Genomic DNA, 19,700 nt, shown 5'->3' on the forward strand with positions numbered 1-19,700 from the left:
CTTTAATCTAAGTATATCATTGCTTTTCCAATTAATTTAACGCCAATTTCTTTATAATTCTGATCTCTTCAGTCATTTAAAAATGGTATTTTGCTTAAAATTAGTTATATTAATAATTCTAGTTTTTGCAATTCCATTTAAATTGTCTACAATGAAAGTAAGCTTTCATAACATCGTTTATAGAAAGGATGACGCAATATGGCTCAAAAAGCTTCTGAACAATTAGTCGACGTTTTAATTGATTGGCATGTAAAACACGTTTATGGACTACCGGGGGATTCCATCGATACAACTGTCGATGCTTTACGCAAACAACAGGATCAGATCGGATTTGTCCAAGTCCGTCACGAAGAAGTTGCTTCCTTGGCAGCGGCGGCCGAGGCTAAGTTAACCGGTAAGCTTGGTGTCTGTCTTTCAATCGGTGGCCCAGGCGCAATTCATATGTTAAATGGCCTTTATGATGCCAAAATGGATCACGTGCCGGTACTGGCCTTACTTGGTCAGGTTGATACCCAGTTTTTAAACGAGGAATACTTCCAAGAAGTGAATACACCACAATTATTTGCGGACGTTGCGGTCTATAATAAACTGATCTCTGCCACTGATAATTTAGCTGAAATCGTTGACGAAGCCATTCGCACTGCTTATGAAAAACACGGAGTCGCAGTTTTAACCATTCCGGATAACCTTCCGGAACAAAGGGTCAGCGGCCACTATATCAGTTCCGCTTCTTCTTTCCAATTGACATCACCGCAAATAGATGACAATCGCGTTAATACAGCCGCTAAATTGATTCGAGATTCCAAAAAGCCGCTTGCATTGGTTGGCCTGGGAGCAAAAAAAGCCGGCAGCCAGGTTACGGCCTTCTTGGAGCAAAATCATATTCCGTTCATTTCAACGTTGCCCGCAAAGGGGATCATTGGCGATAGTCATCCTAATTCGCTGGGAAATGTTGGTAAGTTGGGGACAAAGCCGGCTTATGAAGCCATGCAAAATACCGATCTGCTTCTAATGTTCGGCACAAATTATCCCTATACCGCGTACCTGCCCAAACCAGGGACGGCCAAAAGCATCCAAATCAATACCAGTGCGTCAGCAATCGGAAAACGTTATCCGGCTGATGTTGGATTGGTAGCCGATATCAAGGATGTTATAAAGCGACTTAATTCTTCTGAAACAACGATCCTCCATCCCGATGATGGTTTTTTAAAGGCCTGTCAGGAAAATGTTGCTAACTGGAATCGTTGGATGACCGGCAAACGTGAACTCGATTCCAAGCCAGTCGCACCCGAAGCATTATTTAACGATATTAATGAAACGGCACCGCTAAATACAGTCTATTCAATTGATGTTGGAACAGCCACCTCTTGGAGCGCCCGTTTCTTAAACGTATCACCAACACAAAAATTTATCTTGTCCTCTTACTTAGGGACAATGGGATGTGCATTACCGGGAGCGATTGCAGCAAAAATAAATTATCCGGATCGACCGGTTATCTCGGTTAATGGTGATGGTGCGTTTGCGATGGTCATGCAGGATTTCATTACGGCAGTTAAATACAAGTTACCATTAATTAATATCGTACTCAATAATTCAAAGCTGGCCTTTATTGAATACGAACAACAGGCAGCCGGCCAATTAAATTATCAAATCGATTTACAGGATATGGATTACGCCAAATTTGCCGATGCGGCTGGCGGCGTTGGCATTACTGCTAAAACTTCCGAAGAATTTAAGAACGCATTGAACAGAGCCTATCGGGTCCAGAATATGCCGGTACTGATCAATGCTTATGTCAGTGATGATGCACCTTTGCCGGGCAAGATTGTCGGTCAGGAAGCTAAAGGATACATGAAATTTGGCAGCCAATATCTTAAAGAAGAGAAAAAAATACCAGAACTACCACCACTAAAAGATATTTTGCGCCAATTTTTCTAAGCAAAACAATTAGACCACCGATTTCAAAGGAAAAAATCTCAGTCACTACTTGAAGTGGCTTTTAACAAAAGCCTTTCGGCACCAACAGATATATTGCATAATGATTTGTTGGTGCTGAAAGGTTTTTTGATCTAAAACTCAGGATTCACCTAGAATTTATTGATAAATGATACCTGAAAAGGTTAATTTGAAATCTTCGTTTTTGACAGTTTTAAGATAGCCGTGATAATCTTTAATTAATATATGATATTTGTTTCTTTTCTAATAATGACCTAAATATTATATATAGTTGAGACATGAATGCTTTTAACTATATCCAGCTTGTCAGTCTCCAGTCATTTCATTGATACTTGGACTTAGGTCAGTAACAAATAACCATCATCACGTTAGGAGGAATTTATCATGGGCTTTATTTGGGCAATTATTGTCGGTGCCGTCATCGGTGCCTTGGCGGGCGCAATTACGAACAACGGCCAATCGATGGGCTGGATCGCTAATATTGTAGCTGGCTTAGTCGGCTCAGCCATCGGTCAGGCACTACTAGGTTCTTGGGGACCGAGTTTGGCCGGAATGGCACTTATTCCGTCAATTATCGGTGCCGTTATTTTAGTTCTGATTGTTTCCTTTGTTGTTAAACGATCCTAGAAAGCAGGTGAGTAACTATGGATGCATTAAAAGCTGTTTTTAAATTTATGATCGCCAGTACCCTCATTGTGAGCGGTGTCTTATTGGGTGGTACACTTTTCGCAACAAAAAAGATTGATATTTTCGGTGATAAGCTTCAGAATAAAATTTATGGTTCAAAGTCAAATTAAAAATTTGGGATTTAACAAAATGTTTATTCAATACCCTTTATTGAAATAAAAAAGCTATCCGTTTTTTCCGGGTAGCTTTTTTATTATTTTAAGTCAAAACAATATATGATTGATCATCAAAAATATCCACGAAACCTATTTCTATAAATAAGATCAGAATCTGTTGGACTTGCTTCAATAGTTCCTCAAAAGCCCTTGACCGGCTCGTATCAGTTTCATAGGATATTTGTAAAATAAAGTCGGTTAGTTCTTCGATACCAAAATGACTGCCCCTACCAATATGACACATAAAATACGATGCAAATCCCAAAATATATTTTCCGATCTTTGGGTTAGTTGTAAAACTCATGCGATCAAAATGCTGATCCAAATAATTTAACCCCTCTTCAGCTTTGGGCATTTGAACTTCCCGATAATGTTTTAACCACAGTCGTTGATCTTTGGATCGCCCGTTCTGATGTTCTTGGGTTGGCCGTGGCGCTTTTTGATTCCCTTGCCGAAAAATATAGGATGTCTTTTCGCGCTTATCAATTTGAAGTGGGACAACCCACTTTTGCCGCTTCCGTTTCATCTTCATGGATGATCTCCGGTTTTCGCAATCCTGTATGATTTTCCTATAAGGAACCAAGCCAATGTCGATAAACGATAAAAATTCCTTACCATAACGAATGGCATTTCCTGACCGGCGGACAAACTCAATCAGTTCGTCACTTGGCTTATCAGCAGATAAAAATGTGTTAACTAAAATTTCGTCAATGCCGGTATTGATCTCTTGTAGGCCCTTCGCTACCTGCTTTGCGACATTTTCCGGCACGCCCATGTGTTCTTGGAAATGGTTAATGCCAAGCTTTTGCGTCTGCTTAGTCCTTTGGTCTTGAATGATATATTGATATTTCAGTGTTCGACCGCATCTGCATGTGAGTTTCCCAGAAACATTTGGATCTACCTTAAAATCATATAATTGCCATTTCTCACCATCGGATAAACTGGCATTTAAAAAATTACTCTGCATCCGATATCTTCGATGCTTAATCAAAAAAAGACGTTGCGGTTCAGTTAGTTTATTTGCCAGAAAGTTTCTCTTTTCACTGGTCAAATGGATTAGCTGATTTGTTTTCATTTTGGATCCTTTCAAAATATTTTCCACTTGAATGTATCATAGATTGATTGTGTTGTACACTACTTTTTTGACCATAGTTATATTGGTAAAAATTCAATCCTATCAGGCATTATTTCAAAAATATGTTTTTGGATTTGACACCTTTTTAGTACTGCCCTTCAAAACAGCACCGCTCCTTATAAGGAATAGATTCGAAAAACTCCAAGCCAGGATTTCCAAAATCGACGTCTTATACCTCGGGTGCTAACCGTTTTGATCCGCACATTTGACTCTTATAGCCAACCCTTGTATTTTCTGTGAGAATCTCATTTTAATTTTATTTATGAACACTAACCCCACCCGACCATTTTGATTACACTGAATATAATCAAGAACAATCGAGGTGGCATTTATGCAACTTACAAAGCGTCTTCAATTCAATTTACTTCAAATGCCGGAAAATTCGATTTTCTTTTGGCTTACCAGAATCATCATGACGGGACTTGGAAGTTGGATCGCCCTTATCCTTTCTCAAATGATTTCCCAGTCAGCAACATTCTTAATTACAGTAGTAATTTTGGTGCAATTAAGTCAACGAACCAAGAATCACGTTAACGCCCATTCACCGATATATTGGTTGTTAGTCGGGCTGACAGCCGTTGCTGGAACAACACTTGCCAATATCCTGAATATTGACTTTGGCATTAGCAGCCTTTTCTTCGTCTGCGGGTATGTTGCCAAAATCTATTCGGTTTATTATTTAAAGCACCATTTGATTATCACTCAAAAACTATCACACTTTTTATTGTTTGAAAGCAGATTAATCTATTGGTTGGATCTTGGTTTTGACTTTACCTTTGAATCCGCTATTGCTTCCTGGTTTAGCAATAGTCTCAATTTAACAGCCCTGGGCACGTTACTTACTGCAGATTTACCAACACTTTTTACCGTTATTCGTCACCAATTCAACACAATTGGACTCGAATGATGGTTTTGACTATTAAATCACGTTTTATGCGTTAAGCTAGAAGATAATAAGTTATATTGCTAAACAATATCCTTAAAGGGGGAAATGCTATGGCGAACACAATTCTATTAGTCGAAGATGAAGAAGGATTAAGCTCCTATCTCACAACTGAGTTACAATTCGAAAATTACACAATTATTCTAGCCACAGATGGTAAGCAAGCTTTGGACACGTATGAAAGTATGCGGGGGCAACTTAATTTAATTATTCTGGATTGGATGCTTCCCAAGCTGGACGGACTGGAAGTTTTAAGACGCATTCGGCAAAATGACGACATCCCCATTTTAATGATGACTGCTCGTGATTATGTCGGTGACAAAGTAGCCGGCCTTGATGCCGGTGCGGACGATTACATCACAAAACCGTTTGAAATCGAAGAATTATTGGCTCGAATCCGGGTGATGTTGCGCCACTCTCAAAATCAAGCGACAAGTGATGATCTTTTCCGTATCGAAGACCTGACTTTAAATACAAAATCAAGACAGGTTACTCGTGGTAATTCGCTCATTCAACTCACACAACGCGAATACGAACTATTACTCACATTAATTAAGAATGCCGGTGAAACCATGACCCGCGACGAACTCCTTAATTTGGTTTGGGGCGTCGACTTTGAGGGTCAGCCTAACGTGGTCGACGTTTACATTCGCTACCTAAGAAATAAGGTCGACCGAAACTTTAAAAAAACACTGATCCATACCGTCCGTGGTGTCGGTTATGTCTTAAGTGCCAATTATCAAGGTTAGAGGGGTAAAAATGAAACGTAAAAAGCCTCAAATGACGACCACCTCACAGGAAATTCAGCATAGTTTTCGAGTCTTGTTTATTTGGTTTGCCTTTCTAATGAGCTTGGCAGTTGTCGGTGTTGTTGGTGTCCAGCTTGTCCACCAGCGCCAAGCAGAATCCATTGAGTTATTGGGCAGTCTTAAACGATCCATTATCGATGACCGGCCTGATTGGGAACAGTGGCGAAAAAACAGCACAATCAACACACAGAATACTTACGTTAAGGTTAATGACCGCACCCGAAACATCCCGACAAAGTTTTATTCACATGGCACAAAAACATTTTTAAAAGCAAAACAAATCCATTTACCGTTTTTCCGCGCACTAACCTATGTTGACGGCTATGGTTTCATGTATTACAGATCAGGAAGTAAACTTGGAATTATGTCTCAAATCTGGTTAAGCTTAAATCCGGTTGTTAACGTCTTGTTATCAGTAATTATCGTTGTTTTCAGCCTTTTTCTACTAAGTTTATTATTCGGTTGGTACTTCATTTCATCCACCGCTAAACGACTGACGCAACCAATTAGCCAGTTGAGTCAGACTGCGCGAGACCAAAGTAAGTCCGAGCTGGAATATGAAACACTTTTACCGGTGCCAAAAACACCCATGGAAGTCAAACAGCTAACAACCAGTTTTAACGAACTACTCACTTCCATTAATCATAAAAACCAGCAGGAAAAAACGTTTATTTCAAACGCCGCACACGAACTCCGCACACCGATTGCGGCAATCAGGGGACATATCCAGCTTGTCCAGCGTCATGGCAGGGACCATCCGGAAATTGTTGATCGTTCCATTCAATTTATCAACAACGAATCTGCCAGAATGCAAACATTGGTTAATGATTTATTAGCACTTTCACGGGCTGATCGCGGAGACGTCAAATTGGATTACATTGACCTGACCAGCCTTTTAAACGAAACTGTTGAAGAACAGCGTGCGGTGTTAAAACAGACTATTAACGTGAATATTCCAACAAAAGCCGTTGTTTATGCCAATGCTGACAACGTTCAACAGATTTTATCCGCATTGTTGGATAATGCCGGTAAATATTCACCTGCTGACTCACAAATCACAGTGGTCTTGTCTCAACATGGCTCACAATATAGTCTCTCCGTTCAAAATACCGGACCACGTATTCCCGATAACCAAAAAGACCAAATTTTCGAACGCTTCTACCGCGGTGATCAGGCTCACAACCATCAGGTATCAGGAACCGGATTAGGCTTGTCAATCGTTAAGCAACTTGCTGAATTAAATCATATCCAGATAACCGTTACAGACTTAAAACCACAGGGTAGTCGTTTCAATCTCCTTTTTAACAACCCTGAAAATCAAAATTAACGCGACTTATTAAAAAATGGCACCAAAGCAATCAAATTTTGCTTGGCGCCATTTTTTAAATGACTGTTTAGTCAATAGAAATTGTACTCTCAAACATGATAACAGATTTTGTGATTATCCTTGTCGTGTCGGTCGCAACACAATTTCATTAATGGTCGTGTCTGCAGGCAAATCAACGGCTGACAGGATGGCCGAAGCTACTCGCTGTGGGGACGAGGCAAATTGATCATAGTAGGCATTCATTGCTTTTTTCTGATCGGGATCGGTCACGTGATTCACCAACTCTGTCGCAATTGCTCCCGGCGAAACCACAGTGACACGAACGTTACTACCTGCCGCTGCTTCTTCCTGTCGCAATGCCTCGCTGATCATCCAAACGCCGGCCTTGGTTGCACTATAGACACCTCCACCGGGATGAACGCTGTGGGCGGCGACTGATGCAATATTAATGAATTGACCTGCTTTTTGTTTTCTCATCGTTGGCAATGCTGAATTAATGCCATACAAGACACCGCGTAAATTAACATCAATCATCCGGTTCCAATCATCAACCCTGCCTTTAATAAACTCGGAATGAGGCATTAGTCCGGCATTGTTCATCCATACATCGATTCGACCATATTGCTTTAATGCCAAATCAGCCAAAGATTGAACACTTTTTAAATCGGTCACGTCAACCGGTGCATATATTGATTGACCACCATCCGAGTTAATTGAATCTGTAATTTCCTCTAGTTTCTTCTCTCGACGTGCTCCCAGAACCAACCGGTGTCCCTTTTTAGCTAATAATTTAGCTGTTGCTTCACCGATTCCACTGGATGCACCAGTGATGACGATGACTTTACTTTTTGTTGTCATTATTTTTCTCCTCGTAAACTAATTTTTCTTTTTCGTAATTTAACGTATGATCCTCAAAATGATCGATTTTGAAGCTTAAATAAGCAACTGTTTTTTTGATTTCAGTCATTTTATCGATTAATTCCCGTCGCTGATCAATTAATAATGTTTTTCTAGCTTCAGAATTTTGCTGACCATCACGATATAGTTTAACAAATTCAATTAGTGCTTCAATTGACATGCCGGCTTTTCTTAATGCTTTAACGTAAAAGACCCAATTCATATCATATTCACTATAGTCCCGATAACCACTTCCATTCCGCTGGATCTCCGGTAATAACCCCAGTCGCTCCCAATACCGAAGTGTATCCTTGGTCAAATCAAATTTCTGACTCACTTGATTAATCGTCGCCACTTTGATTTTTACTCCCTTCACTTCAACCTTATTACCAGTCTAAACCTTGGTCTGTACTTCAAGGCAAGCATTACTACAAAGAATCTCACAAATTAAAAATAATTTTCTAAACCATAAATCAAATCTGTGAAAATCTCATCTGGCTCTTTTTTCCCGCCTATTTCGACTAGGCGGGATTTTTTTTATTATAAAGACAATGATCTAACCGGTTATTTATCGACATCATCCCTACAAAAGGAAGGCACTTCTATGACACTTATTTCACTCGTTGTTCCCTGCTATAACGAACAGGCAAGTATCCCCATTTTTTACAAAACCGTTGAAAAAATTTTGACCCAATTTGCCAATCATTCCGGTCATTATCAGTGGGAATACTGGTTCATAAACGATGGCTCTACTGATAAAACGCTTGATGAACTGGAAATTCTAAACACAAAGGATCCCAACCGAGTTCATTACATTGACTTCACCCGTAATTTTGGCAAAGAAGCAGCCCTCCTTGCCGGTTTTACCCAAGCTGACGGCCAATACATCGGCGTTATGGACGTCGATTTGCAGGATCCACCGGAACTTCTGCCAAAGATGATCGAACTGTTAGATACCACCGATAATGATGTCATTGCCACCCAAAGGACCGGTCGGAATGGTGAACCTAGAATTCGTTCCTGGTGTTCAGACAGATTTTACAGCCTTATTAACAAAATTTCAAAAGTAAAAATGCGCTCCGGTGTCCGTGATTATCGACTTATGCGACGTTCAGTCGTAACTGCAATCATTTCTCTTCCTGAATACAATCGATTTTCCAAGGGGATTTTTAGCTGGGTCGGTTTTAAAACAAAATACCTGACATTCCCCCACCATGATCGGGTTGCCGGAAAAACACACTGGTCATTTAGCCAATTAGTGAGTTACTCATTAGATGGCATTATGGACTTTTCAGCCGTTCCACTCGCAATCGCTTCTTGGATTGGCATTATTTCATTCATACTAGCTATTTTTGGACTGATTTTTATCGTTGTTCGCGCCTTAATCTATGGGGACCCCACAATTGGCTGGCCCTCCTTGGTCACAATTATCCTAATGGTTGGCGGCATCCAACTTCTGTGTTTGGGCATTATTGGCAAATACATCAGTAAAATCTATTTGGAAACCAAGCACCGACCACTGTACCTGATTAAAAAAGAACGTTGAGGTGATTCGTATGCAAAAAAAATATAATTATAACACACAGATTTTGATTAGCTGGTGGGGACTTTTTGCAATTGTCGCCTTCATGGTTAAGCAACAGTCTTCCCATCTTTTTAATATTGATCAACTCGGATTAATTGATATTCATCGCTTTTTACAACCTTCACAACTGACTGCTTTTAAATGGATTACCCTTACCGGAAGCCCGATTGTGACAACTCTTGGCGCCCTTATTCTCTCAGGGTGGCTGCTCCATCGAAAACAACCTCTTTTTTCACTGATCACATTAACAACAGTAATTGGCGGTGATCTTTTGGAATTATGTGTAAAGGAACTTATTCAAAGGCCACGACCGGCTTTCGAGCTGGTCAGAGCAACAGGTTACAGCTTTCCAAGCGGCCATGTCTTTGGCACAACAATGTTGGCAGTTTTAATTTGGCATTTCGTTATTTCAAAAACAAATCGGGGTCAACATCAATTCTTTTTATTATTTCTATTAATCTATTGGGTTGGTTTAGTGGCCATTTCAAGAGTTTACCTACAGGTTCATTTTCCTTCGGACGTTTTAGGTGGGTTCATCCTAGCACAAGCTTGGTGGCAAACTGTTAACATCAGTTATTTACGACACGAACAGCAAATTGCGTCTACCATCAATCAATTAACGGGTTCAGATCCTAAAAAAACGAGGTAAGAACTATGCTTACGAAATTTCGTCAAAGTATTGGAGTAACAACGGCCATATCCGGGGTATTTGCGCTGCTCATCATAACCGGGGTCATGATTGCTTACCAAATTACGCCATTTGGTCGCCAAAACTTACTTTTTAGTGATAACGCAGCCCAATACGTCACGTTTCTGACCGCACTTCGGCATGCACTTGTCACACACCAATTTAGTCTATACTCATTCGGGCTTAGTCTTGGCAGTAATGCCGTGCCAACACTCGCATACTACCTCATGAGTCCATTTAATCTGGGACTTGTTTTCTTCCCAGCTGCTCAAGTGCCATCAGCGATCACATTGATGATTATTTTAAAAGTCGCTTGTATTTCTGCGGCAATGGCTTATTTTCTACAACGCCATTTTGAAATTGTCAGCGGATGGGCAGTTTTGTTTGGAGCTGCTTTTGGATTATGCGGCTTCGTTGCTGCCGACTATTTTGATATCATGTGGTTGGATAGTCTGATTTGTCTCCCACTCATTATTAATGGGCTGGATACAATTGTTCGGGGTGGCAAACCGACACGCTTTTTTGTCTGGCTGCTCTTCGGCGTCATTGTTAATTACTATTTAGGATATATGATCTGTATTTTTATCGTCTGTTATACCGTTTATATCATCTATGAAGACGGTCATGGTCAATTATCATTCAGCCAATTATTAAATCAAAACAAGGACCATTTGTTAACGATCGTTTTTTCAGGTCTCTTCAGTCTCATGAGTGCAATGGTCATTCTGGTGCCAACAATTATTGGCATGATGCAGACTGCCAAACATGCCTATGTTTCCGCAAATTTTACGTTCAGATCCATGTTCAGTTTTCCCGTGCTCGCTCAACTGGGGATCGGTGGTGTAAGTTATGGCAACCATTTAATCCACGCACCTGCTATTTTCAGCTCATTAATTGTCACGCTTTTAGTGGGATGTTATTTTGTCCATCCTAATATCAGCAGATCTTCAAAGTGGCACGCTGCCATCTTTTTGCTTGGTTTGCTGTTAAGCATGAAGGTCTGTATCACAAATACAATCTGGCATCTGTTTCAGCAACCGTCCGGATTTCCGTTTCGACAAGCTTTTTTCTTTAGTTTTATGATGATAACCATCTCATACGGTGCTTGGTTGAAGAACGCCAAATTGGTTTCTCGTCACTGGAAAGTCGCCTTACCAGCAATTATTATGGGGTGCTTAATCCTTGGAACGTTTGGGCCCCACTTTTTAATGATGTCATCTGCTTCAAATCGGCTTTCCAGCACGCAATTGGGCATTTTGACGCTTAATATAAGTGTTATTGTACTTGGATCTCTCATTATTTTTACCACTGGTCGACTTCTTCAGTCTTGCTTGATGATTGGGCTGTTTGCAGGAGAGCTTAGTGGTAATTTCCTGATAGCTATGGCCGGCTCACCTTTTGGTAATCAAATCCAATATCAACAACGTTACCAACGGGAAGCCGCCATACTCAAACCGATTACGAAAGATTCAGGACAACTTTATCGAACCAATAATCAAAGCCGACTCATTAATAACAGTTTTCAGAGATATTATAACTATAATGATGCGCTTTTATTTAATTATCGGGGGATTTCAGAATATAATTCAACGATTAACGATACTACCCGAAGAACATTAAATTCACTGGGACTTTTCAGCAAAAATGTTCGTAGAATCAGTGCTCAAGGATTAAATCCGGTTACTGAAATGCTCTTGGGCGTTAAATATAATGTTAGCCCATCCAATCGATTGACCCAAAATACCAGCTATGTCGGAATGGGATTTCCTACAAGTAAGTCCCTGACGACAATTCAGCTGCATCCAACTGATAAATTCACGAACCTCGAAAAAATATTGGTCTCAATTAATAAGGGAGAGGCCCCTTATTTCTATCCCGTCAGAAAAACCCGTGTTCAACTTATACGAAACAAGTCCAAGCAGACTAATTACCGATATCATTTACAAATGACCGTTAACACAACCGGCCCCTTATATCTCAATGCGCGGCTTCGTGGTACAAATTACACCACTATTACGGTAAATGGCAAACACATTGCCAGTCCCAAGGTTCCTGCCAATCGATTTCGATTTTTGGATCGGCTGGGGTCATACACCAAAGGAACGAAACTTTCAGTTGCTCTTACGTCAGCCATTCCTTATCCTGAAGCGTTACAATTTGAAAGTATGAACCAGTGGAAATTCAAAAAGCTTGTTGCATCATTACAATTTCCGGGTTATGTGCCAAAGATTCAAGGAAATCAAATAAGCGGTGACATCATCGCCAACCGACATCAAAGATCGGCTTTTCTATCGATCCCGTTTGATAAGGGCTGGCAAATCAAAGTGAATGGTCACCCAACCGCACCCGGGAAAGTGCTTAATGGATTGATGGCTGTTCCGATAAAGAGTGGACTTAATTATATTGTTTTAACCTACCACACACCGGGATTAATCATCGGATCAATATTTTCTATATTGGGGCTGGTATCATTTATTTGCCTTAGTATGGTATTAAAATTGAAAGAACCCTTGAAACACCGTAAAAGATCTTGAGGATTTCATTAAAAATAGTCACTAATATCTAAAAAAATCGGTATGCTGGACAATTTGAAGCTGTCTAGTATACCGATTAGTGTTTAAACGTTATTTTTAAACCTCAAAACCCGGGGAATGCAAGGTCCTCCAACTAATAAACAGGGCGATTTTTGCCTTGCGTTGCGGGGTCGGCCAAGCCCAAGCTATCATTGACACCCAATGATGGATCAGTGAACATTTTCAACACTAAATCAGCGACACTTTTACGGGAACCTGATACCCCGACAAATTGATCATTCTTATGCGTGATTTGGTACGAAACTTCATCACGGTCAGTCAGCCAAGGTAAACGCAATGTCGTATAGGCCAAACCCGATTGGCTTAACAACGTATCTGACTGAGTTGCGGCCGCCAAGCCGCTTTTGACCATTGACCGATTCCAACGACCAAATTCTCCCGGTACTTCATCATAAATACCTAAAATATTGGTTGAAATAATACGGCTGACGTTATGTGCTTTCATTGCCGAAATAATATTTCTGGTCATTTTATTATCAGGATCATGATCAACGACTGCCGTAAAAATCATATCCTGACCCGCAACTGCTTGGCTAACCGATTCTTGATTCTCCATGTCCACATCAAGAAGGCGGACTCGGGGGTTGTTTGCCAAATCAGCTAATCGTTTTGGCTGACGCAAACCCAACGTCAACGAGATATCCTTGAATTTATCTTCGGAAAGAAGTCTTTTTTCAACAATTCTGGCAATTTGACCATTAGCAGCTAATATAAGTAAATTCATTAATAATTTCCTTCCTTATTATCAAATTGTTCCGTAATACTTAACTAAAAACAACTATTTAATCCGGCGACCCACGATTTTCATTTGTGCTTCCGGATCCCGATGATCAAAGAACTGGCTTTCTTGTTTATCCAGTTTCTGAATCATCGTCATTTCTTCATCTGTGAGTTCAAAATCAAAAATGTTGATATTTTCAACCATTCGATTTTTATGAACCGACTTGGGGATTGTGACAATTCCACGTTGCAGTAACCATCTCAGAATAACCTGACCAATTGACTTATTGTACCTATGACCGATTTGAGCCAAAACCGAATTTTGAAAAATGTCGTGTTTACCTTCCGCAAACGGTGCCCAGGCTTCCGGCTGAATCTGATTATCCTGCATAAAGCTAACCGGTTTAAGCTGTTGGTTCCAAGGATTGACCTCAATCTGATTAACAGCCGGCTTAACATCATTAAAAATTGCAATGTCCGTTAATTGATCAGGCTCAAAATTCGAAACACCGATGGCCCGAATCTTACCCTCTCGATACAGATCTTCCATCGCCCGCCAGGATCCATGAACATCGCCCCACGGTTGATGAATGAGGTAAAGATCAATGTAATCAAGTTGCAGTCGTTTTAATGATGCTTGAAAGGCTTTCTTGGTCGCATCATAACCTGTATCAGTCAGCCAAAGTTTAGTTGTAATAAACAGTTCTTTTCGATCAATGCCACTTTGCTTAATGGCCCGGCCAACCGCTTCCTCGTTACCGTATGCCTGTGCTGTGTCAATTAATCGATACCCTGATTTTATTGCATCAAGAACTGCCCGTTGTGCAACAGCCAAATCTGTTACCTGAAAGACCCCGAAACCAAGTATAGGCATCTCAACGCCATTGTTTAGTCTAACCATTTTCATCATGAACTGATTGCCTCCTCATATTTTTTAACAAGATCAGTGTAAACCTTGGTGTGGACTCCAAGGCAAGCCATATTATTTTTTAAATGACATTTTTTATAAGATACGCCCCATCAATTGTTTAACTGCCAGGTTAAAAATCAAAACTTTAAGGGTATAAAAAAACGGGCCACTTTTCCTTCGAAGAAAACAGCCCGGCACAATGCTCAATTATTTATTAAACAAACCTATCTGTTTAGTTATCATTACTTCTATCTGGCAAAAACGGCATCAATAAATTTGCCAACCCCTCAATACTTCGAGTTTGAATCAAAACGGTTCCAGTACCCTTAAAGTGGTTAACCAATCCTTCACCGGTCTTAAAACCAAATGTGCCGCTGCCGACTTCAATGTTATAGTCCAAGCTTTGACTCCAAGCAACAACATTACTGTTGTCAACAACGTATTCATCATTTCCCTGCAACTCGACGGACATAATATCAGCATATCCCGAAACCAGAAAAGTACCACTACCCTGCGTCTCCATGACAAACAACCCGCCGGTTCCGCCAAAGACAGCGCTTCCCAGCTTTTGTCGAATCATTTTATAACTGGTCCCTTCATCGGAAGCCAAGTATGCGCTGGTATTGAGACGCCACTGATGAGACTCATCCGTACGCAATTCCCGAATGGCCCCAGGATTGGCAGGCGCAATCAGCAATTCACCGTCGTCTGTGTTGCCTGTGGCAGTTGTAATAAAGAATCCCTCACCACTGGTTACAGAACGACCCAGCGCGCTTAATACACCCCCGAAGCCTTTTTTACCATTGCTGTTCATATGCCCTTCCAAAGTCACTTGACCATTATGGGCAATCATTGATCCGCGTTCAATTTGAATCTGCTCGCCCTTGCGCAGTTTGAGTGTCACTGTGGGAAACGCAGTATCTTTTGAAATTGTAAAATCCATGATTCTTCATCCCCTAACCAAATTTGACTCCAGTATAACAGAGGATCAGTCGAAATTAATGCTTAATTGACTGAAAAGATCAGCTGTACAACAAAAGCCAATATCAACCTGAATGATATCAAAACCGACTTGATAATGGCTATCCACCAATCAATTATCATATAATTAAACAAAACCAGAAAGTGATGGAAGTATCTATGCAAATCATACCACTCGAATGCCATCGTCAATCGGCCATTCAATTATTTCAAAATCTATGGGGAGCAACCAACATGGTTGTTTCGACGGGACAATATGATATTAAAGATTTAAAAGGCTTTATTGCAATGAAAAATGACCAAATCATCGGTTTATTAAGCTATGAATTAAAAGCGGATTATCTTGAAATTATTTCTATTGACAGTCTAAGGCCGGGAATCGGTATCGGTTCTCAACTATTAAATATGGTTGAAAAGCTGGCATACGAAAAACAGTTGACCAAACTTGAGGTTATCACGACAAACGATAATCTAAATGCGCTTGGTTTTTATCAAAAAAGAGGGTTTCGGCTAACGGAAGTGATCCCCGACGCAGTTAGACTGGCCCGAAAAATCAAGCCGGAGATTCCGCTAAAAGCAGATAACGGCATCCCGATTGTTGATGAGTTAAAACTGGTGAAACAGCTTATGGACCGACAACGATAATTAATTTTCTTTAACCAACCAAGCCCACATTCCAGGCATTTTTGACAATCCGCCTGCACATTTTTGCCTATTTAAGTGCCAGTGCCAAGGTTTTTGATGGTTGAACTCAACCGATTTATTTTTGAAAGCTGGTTATCTTTTAATAATTTTCATGAACCGTTAATCCTATTAATGGCTGGATATGGTAAGATAATTCCTGTTATGAAAAAGGAAAATTTAATTTTAACTATTTCAACAATTGCTCTTGGGCTTTTTGTTGGTATGAGTTCACTTTTTTTGAGTTTGTTTTTAACTTTTATTGAGGAAGGATTTCTTCATTTTAAAGAAACGCCACTTCGACCAATTATCACGGGAAGCCCAAACGATGCCAGACTGTTCTCGGTTTTTATCGGTGGTATCATTGCAGCAGTCATTTGGTGGATATTAAGGACAAAAGTAAAACCACCCGTAACAATCGGAAAAGGGTTGGCTGGTGAAAATATGCCTGCTGTTCAAACTATTCTTCACGTTATGACCCAGATCTTTTACGTAGGAACTGGTGGCTCTATTGGTCGGGAACTGGCACCTCGAGAAGCCGGTGCCATGATTGCCCAGAAGTGGAATAACCTACTTAACAGGCTGCATTGGGGCCGTTTATCTAAGGATGACGTTGCTTTGTTAATTGCTTCAGCTGCAGGTGCCGGTTTTGCCGGCGTTTATAACGCTCCTATGACGGGGATGTTCTTTTGTGTTGAAGTTTTATTTAAGAAAATATCAATCCGGTCCGTTTGCGTTAGCCTACCAATGTCAGTGATTGCCGCGCTTGTTAGTTCCAGTGTCCGAGGAACAGAACCTTACTATTTAGTCGGCAAGGCCCAGTTTGAACCCAAATTCTTATGGATTGCTATTTTTATTTCCCTTCTTTGCGGCATTGTTGGCGCGCTTTTCCGAAAATCTTTTACATGGGCTGAAAGTGTAAAACCGGACAATTACCATATTTTATGGCAACTGCCACTACTTTCTTTTATCACCGGTTTAATTTCAATTAATTTCCCCCAGATAATGGGAAATGGTCGAGCCCTTGCCCAATTTTCGATCAGCGCTACGGGTAGAAATTTCCTGCTTGTGTTGTTACTGGGAGCCGTTGCAAAGTATGCCGTAACCGTCTTTACAATTCGGGCTGGTGCTTTTGGAGGGACTTTAACGCCTTCTGTTGCAATTGGAGCCGCTATTGGTGCATTCATAGGTATCTTCATCTTTCCATACGTCGGCATGCCAATTTGGCAGTGTGCACTGCTTGGCGGCTGTAGTCTATTAGCCGCTTCCCAGCAGGCTCCTTTGATGGCATTATTCATGGTTTTTGAAGTCTGCCATCTGAACTCTATGGCACTAATCCCACTTGGAATGGGCGTCGCAATTTCAGTTGCAATCTCAAGAGTTGTTTTAAGAAAAGTTATGTAAATTAATGTGTTTACACGTAAACCATCTAAATACCGCCATTGTTTTTGACGTTGATTAGTCAAAAATAATGGCGGCTTTTTATTCACTAACAAAATAAATCTGATCATGTTTCATCAGCCTTTTATTGCCGGATTCATCTTCTGTCCAAGTGTTGGTTCGGTTTGCTTTGTTACAGATACGTTTGAATCTTTATTTCCTTTTAACAGCCTCAGACCATTCAAGATTACCAATAATGTACTTCCCTCGTGCATGAAGACGCCTAAACCAATCGTCATCAGACCAAAGAAATTGAGTCCAACCAATACCATTACGACAACCAATGCGAAAATAATATTTTGCCAGACAACTTTTTTTAACCGTTTGGATACTTCATACGACGTCACAAATTTTGATAAATCATTTTTCATTAATACGACATCCGCGACATCGACTGCGACATCGGTGCCATCTCCCATAGCGGTCCCAATATCTGCAGTCACTAATGCCGGTGCATCATTCACACCGTCACCGACCATTCCGGTTACTTTACCTTGGGCCTTTTGTTGTTTAATCACGTCAACTTTTTGCTCAGGTAAAACATTGGTAATCACTTCATCAATTCCCAATAATTGACCAACGGCTTCACCGGTCTGCTTTGAATCGCCCGTAATCATCATGGTGTGAATCTGTTGATCTTTCAAAAACTGAATTGTCTGCTTTGATCTTTCATTTGGTGTATCCATCAATGCAATCAGGCCAATTACCTTATCGTTTTCGGCGAGATAGACAACTGTCTTGCCTTCACCGGCAAACTGACGCATCTTCTTATCGATTAATGACGATACTTCCGAAAACAAGCTTGGCTTTTTAATGGCATACACCTTACTGCCATAAACAGCTTGAACCCCTTTACCAATTTCATTTGACACATCAACCTGAAGCCTTTCGGTTGGTACAAAATGACTTGCAATTGCAGCAGCCAGTGGATGATTGATTTGAGATTCAATGGCAAAAATAATGTTTGTTAACTTGTCTTTGTCTTTAGAATCAACTAAATAAAAGTCCGTGACTTCCGGTTCTCCTTTGGTGAGCGTTCCCGTTTTGTCAAAAGCAACCGTCTCTAATTCTGCTAAATTGGACAAATACGAACCACCCTTGAATAGAACACCCTTTTTAGCTAATTGCGATAGGGCAGAAAGTGTTGCCGGTACCGCTGCAGCTGCAAAAGCACATGGTGAAGCTGAAATCAGAAAAACAATACTTCTATATAAACTAACGTTTAACCCCCAGTTAAAGCCCCAATAACCAGCCGCCAAAACAAGTGGGAATAAAATTAAGACGGCCGTGACATATTTAGGTTCCAACAGTTTAATCCTGGTTGCAGTCTTACTTAAATGACTCTGAGACTGTTCGACCAATTTTAAAATTTTAGCAAGGACCGTTTCATCATTCCTTTTCGTTGCTGTCATCATAAACGTGGCATTTCCGTTGACCGTACCCGCAAAGACATTATCACCAGGTCCTTTTTCTCTGGGAATACTCTCACCATTGATAGCTGATTCGTTAATGGCAGGTTGACCACTAATGATTTGACCGTCTATTGGTACCTCGTCACCATTTTGTACCTGAATTCGATCGCCAATTTTGACATCGTTAACCGAAATTTCCGAAGCCTTTCCGTCATCATCGATTCTCTTGGCCTTAACCGGTGTCATTTCCAATAAAGCTTTAATTTCCCGCCGGCTTTTGCCTTCAGCAAATTCTTCCAAGAAATGTGCACCGGCAAATATCAGAACCAGTAACGCTGCTTCTTCGTAACTCCCAATGAGAATGGCACCAACAGCACCTAGTGACATTAATAAATGAATGTTAGGCATGAATCTGCTAGTTCTTTTGCTTTCCAAAATGGTCTTTTCAAAGCCTTCAAAAATAACGTGATATCCCGAAGAAACTGTCGCAATTAAAAATAAACTGGTGACAATAGCTGAGTTAAAACCAGAAAACATTAATACCAGATCAAGTAGATACAGGATCAGCCCAAAAAAGTATAATTTGGTTGTCATTTTCAATTTTTTCACGAGACTTACCTCCCTGTCTAATAATTGTCAATTTCAATCTAACGTACATTTGAATTTACGTTCATATGAGTATCTCCTCATATGAATATCTTATCATTTATTTTCAAAAATCTCAAGCATTGCTTCCTGCTTGACACAATGCGACTAAATTCGTACATTATAATTATTATA

General features: G+C 40.4%; 18 protein-coding genes. 11 read left to right on the forward strand and 7 right to left on the reverse strand.

Annotation, left to right across the window (positions count from 1 at the left end; all coding sequences use genetic code 11):
• Positions 1-198: 198 nt before the first annotated feature.
• The 3 genes from GQR93_RS07875 to GQR93_RS15275 all read left to right on the forward strand — a co-directional run bounded on the left by GQR93_RS07875 (position 199) and on the right by GQR93_RS15275 (position 2,753).
• Positions 199-1,938: a pyruvate oxidase gene (locus GQR93_RS07875; protein WP_003554087.1), complete on the forward strand. Its 1,740-nt coding sequence runs from the start codon at positions 199-201 to the stop codon at positions 1,936-1,938.
• Between the two features lie 402 nt (positions 1,939-2,340).
• Positions 2,341-2,583 (forward strand): GlsB/YeaQ/YmgE family stress response membrane protein, encoded by a 243-nt coding sequence (locus GQR93_RS07880; protein WP_003554089.1) that lies wholly within the window; start codon positions 2,341-2,343, stop codon positions 2,581-2,583.
• A 17-nt stretch (positions 2,584-2,600) separates the two neighbouring features.
• Positions 2,601-2,753 carry a hypothetical protein gene (locus tag GQR93_RS15275; RefSeq protein WP_003554091.1) on the forward strand — a complete coding sequence of 51 codons (153 nt, stop codon included), beginning with the start codon at positions 2,601-2,603 and terminating at the stop codon, positions 2,751-2,753.
• Between the two features lie 88 nt (positions 2,754-2,841).
• Here the strand turns inward: GQR93_RS15275 and GQR93_RS07885 are convergent, their stop codons facing one another.
• Entirely contained in the window at positions 2,842-3,873 is a 1,032-nt protein-coding gene (locus tag GQR93_RS07885; RefSeq protein WP_225430288.1) for a hypothetical protein, read from the reverse strand.
• 391 nt (positions 3,874-4,264) lie between these two features.
• Here GQR93_RS07885 and GQR93_RS07890 point away from each other — a divergent pair, with 391 nt between their 5' ends.
• From GQR93_RS07890 to GQR93_RS07900, 3 genes are all read left to right on the forward strand, one after another.
• Positions 4,265-4,840, forward strand: a complete 576-nt coding sequence (locus GQR93_RS07890) for a hypothetical protein (RefSeq protein ID WP_003554095.1) — start codon at positions 4,265-4,267, stop codon at positions 4,838-4,840.
• An 89-nt stretch (positions 4,841-4,929) separates the two neighbouring features.
• Positions 4,930-5,625 carry a response regulator transcription factor gene (locus GQR93_RS07895; RefSeq protein ID WP_003560522.1) on the forward strand — a complete coding sequence of 232 codons (696 nt, stop codon included), beginning with the start codon at positions 4,930-4,932 and terminating at the stop codon, positions 5,623-5,625.
• Positions 5,606-7,012, forward strand: coding sequence for a sensor histidine kinase (locus tag GQR93_RS07900; RefSeq protein WP_159298739.1), 1,407 nt, complete (start codon positions 5,606-5,608; stop codon positions 7,010-7,012). The genes GQR93_RS07895 and GQR93_RS07900 overlap by 20 nt, the downstream gene beginning before the upstream one ends.
• 114 nt (positions 7,013-7,126) lie before the next feature.
• Here the strand turns inward: GQR93_RS07900 and GQR93_RS07905 are convergent, their stop codons facing one another.
• Together GQR93_RS07905 and GQR93_RS07910 are read right to left on the reverse strand one after the other, a co-directional pair.
• Positions 7,127-7,870, reverse strand: a complete 744-nt coding sequence (locus GQR93_RS07905; RefSeq protein ID WP_003554100.1) for an SDR family oxidoreductase — start codon at positions 7,868-7,870, stop codon at positions 7,127-7,129.
• On the reverse strand, positions 7,854-8,285 hold the full coding sequence (locus GQR93_RS07910; protein ID WP_003554103.1) for a MerR family transcriptional regulator: 432 nt from the start codon (positions 8,283-8,285) through the stop codon (positions 7,854-7,856). Before GQR93_RS07910 ends, GQR93_RS07905 begins: the two co-directional genes overlap by 17 nt.
• A gap of 228 nt (positions 8,286-8,513) precedes the next feature.
• On the opposite strand from GQR93_RS07910, the gene GQR93_RS07915 reads away from it, so the two are divergent.
• Genes GQR93_RS07915 through GQR93_RS07925 form a run of 3 tightly spaced genes read left to right on the forward strand, consistent with a single transcriptional unit; the run spans position 8,514 to position 12,716 of the window.
• The gene (locus tag GQR93_RS07915) at positions 8,514-9,455 is read left to right on the forward strand and encodes a glycosyltransferase family 2 protein (RefSeq protein ID WP_003554105.1); all 942 of its coding nucleotides are present in this window, start codon (positions 8,514-8,516) and stop codon (positions 9,453-9,455) included.
• 10 nt (positions 9,456-9,465) lie between these two features.
• Positions 9,466-10,143 (forward strand): phosphatase PAP2 family protein, encoded by a 678-nt coding sequence (locus GQR93_RS07920; RefSeq protein ID WP_003554107.1) that lies wholly within the window; start codon positions 9,466-9,468, stop codon positions 10,141-10,143.
• A 5-nt stretch (positions 10,144-10,148) separates the two neighbouring features.
• A complete protein-coding gene (locus GQR93_RS07925; protein WP_003554109.1) occupies positions 10,149-12,716 on the forward strand; it encodes a YfhO family protein in 2,568 nt (855 codons plus the stop codon).
• A 133-nt stretch (positions 12,717-12,849) separates the two neighbouring features.
• On the opposite strand, the gene GQR93_RS07930 is transcribed toward GQR93_RS07925, so the two are convergent.
• The 3 genes from GQR93_RS07930 to GQR93_RS07940 all read right to left on the reverse strand — a co-directional run bounded on the left by GQR93_RS07930 (position 12,850) and on the right by GQR93_RS07940 (position 15,349).
• Positions 12,850-13,500, reverse strand: coding sequence for an NAD(P)H-binding protein (locus GQR93_RS07930; protein WP_003554111.1), 651 nt, complete (start codon positions 13,498-13,500; stop codon positions 12,850-12,852).
• A 54-nt stretch (positions 13,501-13,554) separates the two neighbouring features.
• Entirely contained in the window at positions 13,555-14,403 is an 849-nt protein-coding gene (locus tag GQR93_RS07935) for an aldo/keto reductase (RefSeq protein WP_035444839.1), read from the reverse strand.
• 235 nt (positions 14,404-14,638) lie between these two features.
• Positions 14,639-15,349: a TIGR00266 family protein gene (locus GQR93_RS07940; RefSeq protein WP_003554115.1), complete on the reverse strand. Its 711-nt coding sequence runs from the start codon at positions 15,347-15,349 to the stop codon at positions 14,639-14,641.
• Between the two features lie 197 nt (positions 15,350-15,546).
• Between GQR93_RS07940 and GQR93_RS07945 the strand changes: the two genes are divergently transcribed.
• Positions 15,547-16,032 (forward strand): GNAT family N-acetyltransferase, encoded by a 486-nt coding sequence (locus GQR93_RS07945; protein ID WP_225430290.1) that lies wholly within the window; start codon positions 15,547-15,549, stop codon positions 16,030-16,032.
• Between the two features lie 171 nt (positions 16,033-16,203).
• Positions 16,204-17,472, forward strand: a complete 1,269-nt coding sequence (locus tag GQR93_RS07950; RefSeq protein ID WP_035444840.1) for a chloride channel protein — start codon at positions 16,204-16,206, stop codon at positions 17,470-17,472.
• Between the two features lie 113 nt (positions 17,473-17,585).
• Here the strand turns inward: GQR93_RS07950 and GQR93_RS07955 are convergent, their stop codons facing one another.
• A complete protein-coding gene (locus GQR93_RS07955) occupies positions 17,586-19,529 on the reverse strand; it encodes a heavy metal translocating P-type ATPase (protein WP_003554122.1) in 1,944 nt (647 codons plus the stop codon).
• Between the last annotated feature and the right edge of the window lie 171 nt (positions 19,530-19,700).

The organism is Lentilactobacillus hilgardii, assembly GCF_009832765.1.
Lineage (GTDB): Bacteria > Bacillota > Bacilli > Lactobacillales > Lactobacillaceae > Lentilactobacillus > Lentilactobacillus hilgardii.

Bases quoted from the DNA above. Each gene is read 5' to 3' on its own strand.
- GQR93_RS07875 (WP_003554087.1), top strand. From the start codon at position 199: ATGGCTCAAAAAGCTTCTGAACAATTAGTCGACGTTTTAATTGATTGG.
- GQR93_RS07880 (WP_003554089.1), top strand. From the start codon at position 2,341: ATGGGCTTTATTTGGGCAATTATTGTCGGTGCCGTCATCGGTGCCTTG.
- GQR93_RS15275 (WP_003554091.1), top strand. From the start codon at position 2,601: ATGGATGCATTAAAAGCTGTTTTTAAATTTATGATCGCCAGTACCCTC.
- GQR93_RS07885 (WP_225430288.1), bottom strand. From the start codon at position 3,873: ATGAAAACAAATCAGCTAATCCATTTGACCAGTGAAAAGAGAAACTTT.
- GQR93_RS07890 (WP_003554095.1), top strand. From the start codon at position 4,265: ATGCAACTTACAAAGCGTCTTCAATTCAATTTACTTCAAATGCCGGAA.
- GQR93_RS07895 (WP_003560522.1), top strand. From the start codon at position 4,930: ATGGCGAACACAATTCTATTAGTCGAAGATGAAGAAGGATTAAGCTCC.
- GQR93_RS07905 (WP_003554100.1), bottom strand. From the start codon at position 7,870: ATGACAACAAAAAGTAAAGTCATCGTCATCACTGGTGCATCCAGTGGA.
- GQR93_RS07915 (WP_003554105.1), top strand. From the start codon at position 8,514: ATGACACTTATTTCACTCGTTGTTCCCTGCTATAACGAACAGGCAAGT.
- GQR93_RS07920 (WP_003554107.1), top strand. From the start codon at position 9,466: ATGCAAAAAAAATATAATTATAACACACAGATTTTGATTAGCTGGTGG.
- GQR93_RS07925 (WP_003554109.1), top strand. From the start codon at position 10,149: ATGCTTACGAAATTTCGTCAAAGTATTGGAGTAACAACGGCCATATCC.
- GQR93_RS07930 (WP_003554111.1), bottom strand. From the start codon at position 13,500: ATGAATTTACTTATATTAGCTGCTAATGGTCAAATTGCCAGAATTGTT.
- GQR93_RS07935 (WP_035444839.1), bottom strand. From the start codon at position 14,403: ATGAAAATGGTTAGACTAAACAATGGCGTTGAGATGCCTATACTTGGT.
- GQR93_RS07940 (WP_003554115.1), bottom strand. From the start codon at position 15,349: ATGGATTTTACAATTTCAAAAGATACTGCGTTTCCCACAGTGACACTC.
- GQR93_RS07945 (WP_225430290.1), top strand. From the start codon at position 15,547: ATGCAAATCATACCACTCGAATGCCATCGTCAATCGGCCATTCAATTA.
- GQR93_RS07950 (WP_035444840.1), top strand. From the start codon at position 16,204: ATGGCTGGATATGGTAAGATAATTCCTGTTATGAAAAAGGAAAATTTA.